Below are 9,820 nucleotides of genomic sequence, written 5' to 3'. Positions count from 1 at the left end.
CGGGAACTGCCCTAATCTGGCTGCGTTTCTCACTTACCGAATTTTGCACCCTTGACGGGACGGTCGAATGCGGCAGCGGGAATTCATCACCGCGATCGGGCTCATGATGCTGCTGCCACTGGCCGCGTGCTCGCCCGATCCGGCGGCCGATGCGGTTTCCAGATGCCTGGCGAGCAACTTTCCCTCCTACAATCCCAAAGACCGCGAGCAGTGCATCGCCGCCTGCATCAAATGCGAGAACGGCGTGACGACGACGTGCGCGACATCGTGCAGCCTGAAGGGCGCGCGCTAAGCCAGGGGGCGGCGCTGCGCCATTGCGTGGCGCTGGTGCTGACGTATCATTTGAGGAAGGGGAAGTGACAGCACCGGTGAGATAAGCAACCAACGCGATCCCCTGCGTCATAGCCGGGCTTGTCCCGGCCATGACGCATTCAGGTTACCTGCCCTCACGCCGCCCTGCCTTCGCTGCCGGCCGCAATCAGCCCGCGTTGCGCCTGCAATAGCGCGACGATCTCGGCGTGCGGCCTCGCGCGGCTGAACAGGAAGCCCTGGCCTTCGTGGCAGCCTTCGGCGCGCAGGCAGCTCAGCTCGGCTTCGGTCTCGACGCCTTCGGCGGTGATGGTGACGCCGAGCCCCATGCCGAGGCTGACGATGGAGCGGAAGATCGCCTGCGCGTCGCGGTTGGCGTCGACGTCCCGCACGAAGGAGCGGTCGACCTTGATCTTGTCGAACGGGAAGCTGCGCAGATAGCTCAGGCTGGAATAGCCGGTGCCGAAATCGTCCATCGAGATGCGCACGCCGAGCGCCCGCAGCGCATGCAGCGTGGCGAGCACCTGCCCGCTCTTTTCCAACAGCAGCGTTTCGGTGATCTCGAGCTCCAGCCGCCGCGCCGGCAGGCCGGATTGCTTCAGCGCATCCATCACCAGCGCCAGCAGATTGCCGACGCGGAACTGCAGCGGCGACAGGTTGACCGCGACGCGGACGTCGTCGGGCCACTGGGCTGCGTCCGTGCAGGCGCGGCGCAGCATCAGGGCGCCCACCGCGTTGATCAGGCCGGTCTCCTCGGCGACGGGAATGAACTCGGCGGGCGAGATCATGCCGCGCTCCGGATCCGGCCAGCGCACCAACGCCTCGAAGCCGGTGATGCGGCCGGTCGAAAGATCCACCAGCGGCTGGTAATGGGGCTGCAGCAATTCGCTCTGCACCGCGCTCCGCAGGTCGGTCTCGACCTTGCGCCGGCTCTGGGCGCGGGCGTCCATCTCCGCCTCGAAGAAGGAGAAGGTGCCGCGAAAATCCTTCTTGGCGCGCGACAGCGCCAGATCGGCGTTCTTCAGGAGCTTGTCGGAATCGTCGCCGTCGCCGGGCGAGACCGCGATGCCGACGGAAGCGCCGATCACCACCGGATGGTCTTCCAGCAGGAAGGGATCGGCGATGGCTTCGAGCAGGCGGCGCGCCAGCAGCGCGGCATCCTCGGGACGGGCGACCCCGCCCTGCAGGATCGCGAACTCATCGGAGTTGAGGCGGGCAACGGCGTCTTCCTCGCGCAAGGTCGAGCGCAGGCGCTTGGCCACGGCGCGCAGCAGCATGTCGCCGACACCATGGCCGAGCGTGTCGTTGACCGCCTTGAAATTGTCGAGGCCGAGCACCAGCACCGCGAGGTTCTCGGTGCTGCGGCGGGTGTGCAGCAGCATGTCGTCCATCTGCTGGCGCAGCAGCTTGCGGTTCGGCAGACCGGTGAGGCTATCGTGCTGAGCCATGAAGGCGAGGCGCGCGTCGGCGCGCTTGCGCTCGGTGATGTCCATCAGGGCCAGCAGCATGGCCTGCCGGTCCTCATAGACGAGCTGGCGCGAATAGACCGCGAGATCGATCAGGGCCCCGTCGGCGCGGACGTGCTTCCAGGTTTGCGCGGCCTGCTCGCCGCCGGAGGCGCCGGTCCAGGGCAGATCGCTGTCGAAAGCCTGAAGGCAGCGGATGGAAAGCTTCTCGAACTCGGCGCGGCTGTAGCCGTAGTGCTCCACCGCCGCGTCGTTGACCGAGAGGATGCGCTCGCCGTCGAGCGTGCAGACGATCATCGGCACCGGGTTGCTGTCGAACAGGAGGCGGAACGAGGCCTCGCGCTGCTTCAGCTCGGTGATGTCGACGCGCAGGCCGATCACGCCGCCGTCGGCGGTGAGCCGCTCCTCGATCAGGATAACGCGGCCGTCGGCGAGCGTCTGCTCGTGGCGCGCGCCGGGCTGATGCATCCTGGCGAGACGCTCGGCGATCCACTCCTCCTCGCGGCCCCTGGCCTGCGGATAGTCGCCGCGCGCCACGCCGATGCGGATGGTGTCGGCGAGCCTCGCGCCCGGCCTGAACAGGTCGGCGCTGCGGTTGTAGATCTCGGCGTATCGCTTGTTCCAGAGGATGTAGCGGCCTTCGGCGTCGAGGAACACGATGCCCTGCGGCAGGATGTCGATCGCCTCGCGCAGGCGCGCGTGGGATTTGCGCGCCTCCGCAATCGCAGCTTCCGCTTCGGCGCGCTTGCGCGCGAGCTCGCCGGTTTCGCTGCGCAGGCGTCGGCGGATGACCGCGAGCTTCGGTGCGGGCTTCGGCGGCCGGCCCGGCACGCGCACCATCGCTGCACGCCTTGGCTTTCTCTTGATCCGCCGGATCCTCGGCATCGCTACGCCCCACACGCTCGCATTTCTGCGTGAGCCAAGTTCTCCGATAAGTGTCTAAGAAATCGTATCTCTTGCCGGCCGGCGACGCGGTGCGGACGCGCGGGCAATGCCCGTTTGACGCGCACAATCCGCGTGGACTGCGATGAGATTGCAACCGCCGATTGATCGGCGAGCGAATTGAAGGGGTCAAAGCACGCAAGCCGCGCGATGCAACTGCGACGAAGGTCTTATCCTGCACAGGAAGTGCGCGGGGTCGCACGAATTTGCGCCAACGCGCAGGAGGGTTACCGAAGGGTGAAGGCGGCGGCGCGTGCGGCCCTGCTTCAGGCCGCGCGCACCGTGTCGAGGAACCTGCCGACCTCGAGCTTGAGGCGGTTGCTCTCGCCCGACAGCGACTGCGCGGAGGCGAGGACCTGCGCCGACGCCGTGCCGGTGTCGCGGGCGCCGTTGTTGACGTTGAGAATGTTGTCGGCGACCTGCGAGGTGCCGTGCGCCGCCTGGTCGACGTTCCGGGCAATCTCCTGCGTCGCCGCACCCTGCTGCTCCACGGACGCCGCGATCGTGGCGGCGATGTCCGAGATCCGGCCGATGGTGCCGCCGATCTGCTTGATCGCCTGCACCGAATCCTGGGTCGCGACCTGCATGCCGGCGATCTGGCTGCCGATCTCGCTGGTGGCTTTCGCGGTCTGCGCGGCCAGCGCCTTGACCTCCTGTGCCACCACCGCAAAGCCGCGCCCGGCATCGCCAGCGCGCGCCGCCTCGATGGTGGCGTTGAGCGCCAGCAGGTTGGTCTGCTCCGCGATCGTGGTGATCAGGTCGACCACGTCGCCAATCCTAAGCGCCGCCTTCGACAGCTCGTTGATGCGGGCATCGGTGGCGCCGGCCTGCTCCACCGCCTCGCGGGCGATCCGGTTCGACTCCTGCACCTGGCGGCTGATTTCGTCGATCGAGGCCGTCATCTCGTCGGTCGCCGCGGCAACGGAGCGAACGTTGTTGGAAGCTTCGCCCGACGCAGCCTTGACCGTTTCGGACAGCTGTTGGGTTTCCTCGGCGGTCCTGCTCAGCATCGTTGCCGACGTTTCCAGCTCGGTCGAGGCGGAAGACACGGTTTGCACGATCTCGCCGACGGCGGCCTCGAACCGGTCGGCGAGCTTGCGCATTTCGGCCCGCCGCTCGGCGTGGGCCTGCTTCTCCGCGTCGGCGCGTTCGGCGCGCATGCGGTTGGCTTCCACCATGTTGTCCTTGAAGACCTGCAGCGCGGCGGCCATCTCGGCGATCTCGTCGGAGCCTGCGGTCGCGATCTCCGCCCCGAGGTCGCCCGAAGCAATCGCCTTCATGCTGACCTGCAAGCGCACCAGGCGGCGCACCACGCCGCGGCCGACATAGAGCCAGCCGATCGCCAGCGCAGTGGCGAGGCTCGCCAGCGCCAGTGCGATCAGGACGATGCGGCCCTTGCGGATCTCGGCTTCCGAGGCGTGAACCGCGGCGGCGGCCGCCGTCTCGCTGCGCGCCTCGAGCGCGGCGACCTCGCCCTCGAACTCCCGCGCCAGGTCGCGGTTCTCGGTCACCACGAGGGCGCCGGTCTTCGCCGCGATCAGCTCCTTCTGCTTGAGCTCGAAGACGTTGCCGGAATCCTTGCCGGTCTTGACGAGCTCGGCGATCAGCTTCGAGGTTTCGGCGTCCTTGAAGGCCGCGGCGGCCTTGGCGAGCCGGCCCGCGGTGGCCGTGAAGCGGTCCTTGACCGGCGGCAGCAGGTCCGCCGAAGCAAGATCCGCCGCCTCGACCACGATGCCCAAGAGCATGTTCGACTCGGCACGCAGATCCATGATGGCCTGCAGCGACACCAGCTCGTTGTCGGCGAGCGCGGCGAGCGCCTTCTGCACGACCTCAAGGTCATCCTTCTTGTCGGTGGCGCCCTGCAGCCCGAGGGTCAAAGTGAAGCCGGCATCGTCGGCCATCGGCGAGAGCTTCTCGGCGAGCTTCTGATGCGTTTTGCGCAGATTCGCGACAAGGGTCTGCCTGGCGCCGGCGATGGTCTGGCGCTCGGCGACCGACTGCACGAGCCGGTCGAGATTGGCGAGAATGCGGTCACCGGTCTTGTTGAGACGGGCGGCATCGTCGGGCGCCAGCGCGCCGATGGTCTGCGTCAGATCCTGACGCGCCGCCGCGAGGTTCTTCAAGGCCAGCTCGCGCTCGGCGGGATCGGTGGCGGCCAGCAGCCGCGGGGCGGCTGCCGTCACTTCTCCGGCGGCCTTGACGACCTTGGAGGCCCGCGTGATCTCGGGCAGGCTCTTCTCGGCGATGGCGCCGAGCGACTGCCCGAGATTGCCGTAGGAGACGATCGCGCTGCCGCTTGCCAGCACGGTGAGCGCGGCAACGACTCCGAAGGCGGTGAACAATCGACCGCGAAGGCCGAGGCGGCTCCAAGACATCGCGGTCTCCATGATCGTTCTCCCCGTTTGCAGTGGGCCAGGCGCGTCCTTACGACCCCGTCTTTTCGAGGCGGGTGACGGACTTGAAGCTGCCGTCCGGCTGGATGACGGTCAGGAACACCTGATCGGAGCCGCGGTTGGACGTCGGGCTGTAGCCGAGCTTGACGCCGCCGAGGTCGAAAGTGCCGGACTTCTGCACGGTCTCCATCAGCGCAGCGCGGGTGAGGTCGCCGTTGACCTTCTCCAGCGCCGAGGCGATGGCGCGGCCGACAAGGTAGCCTTCGAGCGAGATGAAGCCGGGCTGGGCGTCGGGCGAGTTGGCCTTGAGCGCCGCCTGGTAGCGCGCGACCACCGGGATGGACGTGTCCTTCGGGAACGGCACGACCTGCGTGACGACCACGCCGGCGCCTGCCGGACCGAGCTCCTTGGCCAGCGCATCGGAGCCGACGAAGGAGATGTTGACGAAGGTGGTGTCGAACTTGATCTGGCGGGCGAGCTTGATGAACTCGGCCGCGGGCTTGTACGGGCTGATCATGATGACGGCTTGCGGATCGGCCTTCTTGATGGAGAGCAGCGCCGACTTCACCGCCACCGTGTTGCGCTCGAAGGTGCCTTCGCCCGCGAGCTGCATCTTCCGCTTGTCGAGCGCCCGCTTGACGCCGGCGAGGCCGGCCTGGCCGAAGGCGTCGTCCTGGTACATGATCGCGATCTTGCTGGCGCCGAGATCCTTGGTCAGGTGCTCGACCATCGCCTCGGTTTCCTGGAAGTAGCTGGCGCGGATGTTCATCACCAGCGGCTTGTGCGGCTCGCGCAGGAACTCCGCACCGGTGAAGGCGCCGATGAAGGGCGCGCCGGCCGCGGTTGCGATCGGCTGGGTGGCGGCCGCAGTCGGCGTGCCGACGGCGCCGGCGATGGCGAACACCTTGTCTTCGTCGAGCAGCTTCTTCACCGCCTCGATCGACTTGGTCGGCTCGTAGCCGTCGTCGACGCTCTTGAGCTCGAGCTTGCGTCCCTTGATGCCGCCCGCCTTGTTGATCTCGGCGAAGGCCGCATCGAGGCCGGCTTTCATGCCCTGGCCCAGTGCGGAGGCCGGACCCTCGAGGGCGGTGGCCTGGCCGAACACGACCTTGTCGGCGGTGACGCCGTTCTCGGCGGATGCGGATACGCCGGTCGCAGCGAGGACTGCAAACACGACGGGAAGCGCTTTGAAAGAAGAAGCTCGCATGTCAATAAATCCCTTGCGCGGTGTGGCGGGTGGCCGGACCTCTCTGTCCGGAGAGCAGCAGCGGTCGTCTGCCGGGTAGGCTCCCGGCACAAACTTGCGACTACTGTGATGCAGACAGCTTCAGTTTTCGTTAAACGGCCACCGCCTGCCGTCCTGCGGGATATCCGTAGTTCAACGGACCGCGGAAACCCGGGACTGTCGGGCCCGGGCGGGTACGCGGGGTCAGTAGATCTCGATGCGCGTGTTGCCGCGGCCGTTGCGCTCGACCAGCGCGTAAAGCGTCGCCGCGTTGGAAGGATGCAGCCGCACGCAGCCATGCGAGGCCGGGCCGCCGAGGCGGCGCAGCTCGGTCGTGCCGTGGATGGCGAAGCCGTGATAGAAGAAGATCGAGTGCGGCATCGGCGAGTTGTAATACTTCTTCGAGAACCAGCGCCGCGCCATCATCTGCGGATGGAAGACGCCGCTCGGCGTGCCATAGCCGCTGCGGCCGGTGGACACCGGCCAGGTATAGCGCGGCTGCCCGTTGACGCTGACCGACATGCGCTGCGAGGACTTGCTGATCTGCACCACGACGTCGGCCGATGCCGGCGCGACGGAAAGACACGACAACGCGAACGCAGCCGCAACGGCCGGCCGCCAGCCCGACGACAAACTCATGAAACGCCCCTGCCCGTTACGCCTTTTGGGCGCGATCTCTCCGCAAACCGGCGACCGGGCCCTTACTATTTTCCCGCTATTTGCGGGTTCCCGAAGCCGCTTGTAAAGGGCGCAGGCCGTCGCGGCCTGACGTTAAGCTTAACCCCGCCGCCGTCGCGTCAAATTGAGCGGGGATGATGATGCAGCGCACTGGCCAGGACCGGCCAATTCCGTGCTAATTTCGCCCGGCATGCAGCCCCGCCGATTCCTGATCCCCCTCATGATCGCCATCCTCGTCAGCGCCTCGCCAGCGCCGGCGCAGGACAGGGGCACGGTCAATCCAAAACCGCTGCCGCCGCTGGCCAACCCCAACGACCCCCGGCTCGGCGCCAAGGAATTGTTCGCCCGCAAATATCTGCCGGCGGCCGCGGAGAAGCCGCGCGTGTTCGGCTTCTATGCCCATGGCTGCATCGCCGGCGCCGAAGGGCTGCCGATCAACGGCGAGGCCTGGCAGGTGATGCGGCTGTCGCGCAACCGCTATTGGGCGCATCCCGACATGGTCGCGCTGGTGAAGCGCCTTGCGATGAAGGCGAAGAAGGAGGCCGGCTGGCACGGCATCCTCGTCGGCGACATGTCGCAGCCGCGCGGCGGGCCGATGCTGACGGGCCACGCCAGCCACCAGGTGGGGCTCGACGCCGACATCTGGCTGACGCCGGCGCCGGAGCGGCAGCTGTCGCGGGGCGAGCGCGAGGAAATGTCGGCGACCATGATGGTGCACGCGGACCGCCTCGACATCGATCCGCGCGTGTTCACCCCTAGCCATCTCGTCGTGCTCCGCGCGGCGGCGCAGGAGCCTGCCGTGCAGCGCATCTTCGTCAACGCCGCGATCAAGAAGGCGCTGTGCCGCGAGGCCAAGGGCGATCGCGGCTGGCTGCACAAGGTGCGGCCGATGTGGGGCCACGACTATCACTTCCACATCCGCATCAAGTGCCCGCCGGGCTCGGGCGAATGCGAGAGCCAGCCCGATCCGGGCGACGGCGAAGGTTGCAGCAAGGGCGACCTCGCCTTCTGGTTCAAGGATTCGGTGCTGCATCCGAAGCCGCCGAAAGTGCCGCCCAAGCCGAAGCCGCCGATGACCATGGCGCAATTGCCGCCGGCCTGCCGGGGCGTGCTGAACCTGCCGGACGCAAAGCAGTAGTCTGCATCGCAACGGGACTTTTCACCGCGCGCCTGGATGAGCTATAGTCGGCGCGTATCGCGACATCCCGGCCGACTGCCCGTCGACCAGGGATTGCCGGAACGGCGCTTCCGCCCGTCGCAAGCCTGACATCACCAAAGCCTGATTTGCGTGTGCGACCGTGCATGCAAGGCGGCGTGGAGCGCCACCAATGAAACGATTTGCCGGAATTCTCCTCACCGGCCTCGCTCTTGCCGGCGCGGCCATGCCGGCCAGCGCGCAGGACAAGACCATCACCGTGTTCGCCGCAGCTTCCATGAAGAACGCGCTCGACGAGATCGGTGCGGCCTATGGCGCGAAGACCGGGGTCAAGGTCACCGTCAGCTATGGCCCGAGCTCGGGCCTCGCCCGGCAGATCGAACAAGGCGCGCCGGCGGATGTGTTCATCTCGGCCGACACCGACTGGATGGACTATGCGGCTTCGAGGAAGACCATCGATGAAGCGAGCCGCATCAACCTGCTCGGCAATTCCATCGTGCTGATCGCGCCGAAGGACTCGAAGATCGGCGACGTCAGCATCGCAGCGGGCTTCGACCTGGCAAGGCTCGCCGGCGACGGCAGGATAGCAACCGGCGACGTGAAATCCGTACCATCAGGCAAATACGCCAAGGCGGCGCTGAAGAAGCTCGGATCGTGGCGGGCCGCCGAGCCGAAATTCGCGATGGCGGACAATGTGCGCGCGGCACTCTTGCTGGTCGCACGCAGCGAAGCCGTGCTCGGCATCGTCTATGCGACCGACGCCAGGGTCGAGCCGGGCGTCAGGATCGTCGGCACCTTCCCGGCGGACTCGCACCCCGCCATCGTCTATCCCGTCGCCGCGACGGCGACGGCGAAGCCGCAAGCCGCCAACTATCTCGCCTTCCTGCGTTCCACCGCGGCGAGGAACATCTTCGAGAAGTACGGCTTCAAGTACCTCGCAACCCCGACCACCTGATGAGCGAGATCACGCCAGCCGAATGGACGGCGATCCTGCTGTCGCTCAGGGTCGCCGTGATCGCGACGCTGGTGGCGACGCCGTTCGGCATCGCACTGGCGTGGCTCTTGGCGCGCAACAATTTCTGGGGCAAGTCGGTGCTGGACGCGCTGGTGCACCTGCCGCTGGTGCTGCCGCCGGTCGTTACCGGTTACCTGCTGCTGCTCAGCTTCGGCAAGCGCGGGCCGATCGGCGGCTGGCTCGCCGACAATCTCGGCATCGTGTTCGCCTTCCGCTGGACCGGTGCGGCGCTGGCCTGCGGCGTGATGGCGTTTCCGCTGCTGGTGCGGCCGATCCGGCTGTCGATCGAGGCGGTCGACCGCCGGCTGGAGCAGGCCGCGAGCACGCTGGGCGCACCGCCCTGGAAGGTGTTCGCGACGGTGACGCTGCCGCTGGCGCTGCCCGGCATCCTCGCCGGCATGGTGCTCGGCTTTGCGAAAGCGATCGGCGAGTTCGGCGCCACCATCACCTTCGTCTCCAACATCCCCGGCGAGACGCAGACGATCTCCTCGGCGATCTACTCGCTGATCCAGACGCCGGACGGCGATGCCGCGGCGGTGCGGCTGGTGCTGGTCTCCATTGCGATTGCCATGGCCGCATTGATCGGATCGGAATGGTTCGCGCGGCGCGCGACCCGGCGCCTGCACGGAAACTGAA

Annotated in this window: 8 protein-coding genes; 4 read left to right on the top strand and 4 right to left on the bottom strand. The window is 67.4% G+C overall.

What is annotated here, in order from left to right; translation table 11 throughout:
- Positions 1-67: 67 nt before the first annotated feature.
- On the top strand, positions 68-292 hold the full coding sequence (locus tag ACT4OC_RS10780; protein ID WP_444838969.1) for a hypothetical protein: 225 nt from the start codon (positions 68-70) through the stop codon (positions 290-292).
- Between the two features lie 154 nt (positions 293-446).
- On the opposite strand, the gene ACT4OC_RS10775 is transcribed toward ACT4OC_RS10780, so the two are convergent.
- The 4 genes from ACT4OC_RS10775 to ACT4OC_RS10760 all read right to left on the bottom strand — a co-directional run bounded on the left by ACT4OC_RS10775 (position 447) and on the right by ACT4OC_RS10760 (position 6,974).
- Entirely contained in the window at positions 447-2,615 is a 2,169-nt protein-coding gene (locus ACT4OC_RS10775; protein WP_444838968.1) for a putative bifunctional diguanylate cyclase/phosphodiesterase, read from the bottom strand.
- A gap of 368 nt (positions 2,616-2,983) precedes the next feature.
- On the bottom strand, positions 2,984-5,104 hold the full coding sequence (locus ACT4OC_RS10770) for a methyl-accepting chemotaxis protein (RefSeq protein ID WP_444838967.1): 2,121 nt from the start codon (positions 5,102-5,104) through the stop codon (positions 2,984-2,986).
- A 37-nt stretch (positions 5,105-5,141) separates the two neighbouring features.
- Positions 5,142-6,317, bottom strand: coding sequence for an ABC transporter substrate-binding protein (locus ACT4OC_RS10765; RefSeq protein ID WP_444838966.1), 1,176 nt, complete (start codon positions 6,315-6,317; stop codon positions 5,142-5,144).
- A gap of 222 nt (positions 6,318-6,539) precedes the next feature.
- Positions 6,540-6,974 carry a L,D-transpeptidase gene (locus ACT4OC_RS10760; RefSeq protein WP_444838965.1) on the bottom strand — a complete coding sequence of 145 codons (435 nt, stop codon included), beginning with the start codon at positions 6,972-6,974 and terminating at the stop codon, positions 6,540-6,542.
- A 259-nt stretch (positions 6,975-7,233) separates the two neighbouring features.
- Between ACT4OC_RS10760 and mepA the strand changes: the two genes are divergently transcribed.
- The 3 genes from mepA (at position 7,234) to modB (ending at position 9,819) form a co-directional block, all read left to right on the top strand.
- A complete protein-coding gene (mepA, locus tag ACT4OC_RS10755; RefSeq protein WP_444838964.1) occupies positions 7,234-8,151 on the top strand; it encodes a penicillin-insensitive murein endopeptidase in 918 nt (305 codons plus the stop codon).
- 190 nt (positions 8,152-8,341) lie between these two features.
- The gene (gene modA / locus ACT4OC_RS10750) at positions 8,342-9,124 is read left to right on the top strand and encodes a molybdate ABC transporter substrate-binding protein (protein WP_444838963.1); all 783 of its coding nucleotides are present in this window, start codon (positions 8,342-8,344) and stop codon (positions 9,122-9,124) included.
- Positions 9,124-9,819, top strand: coding sequence for a molybdate ABC transporter permease subunit (gene modB / locus ACT4OC_RS10745; protein WP_444838962.1), 696 nt, complete (start codon positions 9,124-9,126; stop codon positions 9,817-9,819). The genes modA and modB overlap by 1 nt, the downstream gene beginning before the upstream one ends.
- Position 9,820: the final 1 nt, after the last annotated feature.

It is taken from the genome of Bradyrhizobium sp. (assembly GCF_052389815.1).
Classification (GTDB): Bacteria; Pseudomonadota; Alphaproteobacteria; order Rhizobiales; family Xanthobacteraceae; genus Bradyrhizobium.
The sequence above is the reverse complement of the archived record's forward strand: the minus strand, read 5'-3'. Positions and strand labels throughout refer to the sequence as shown.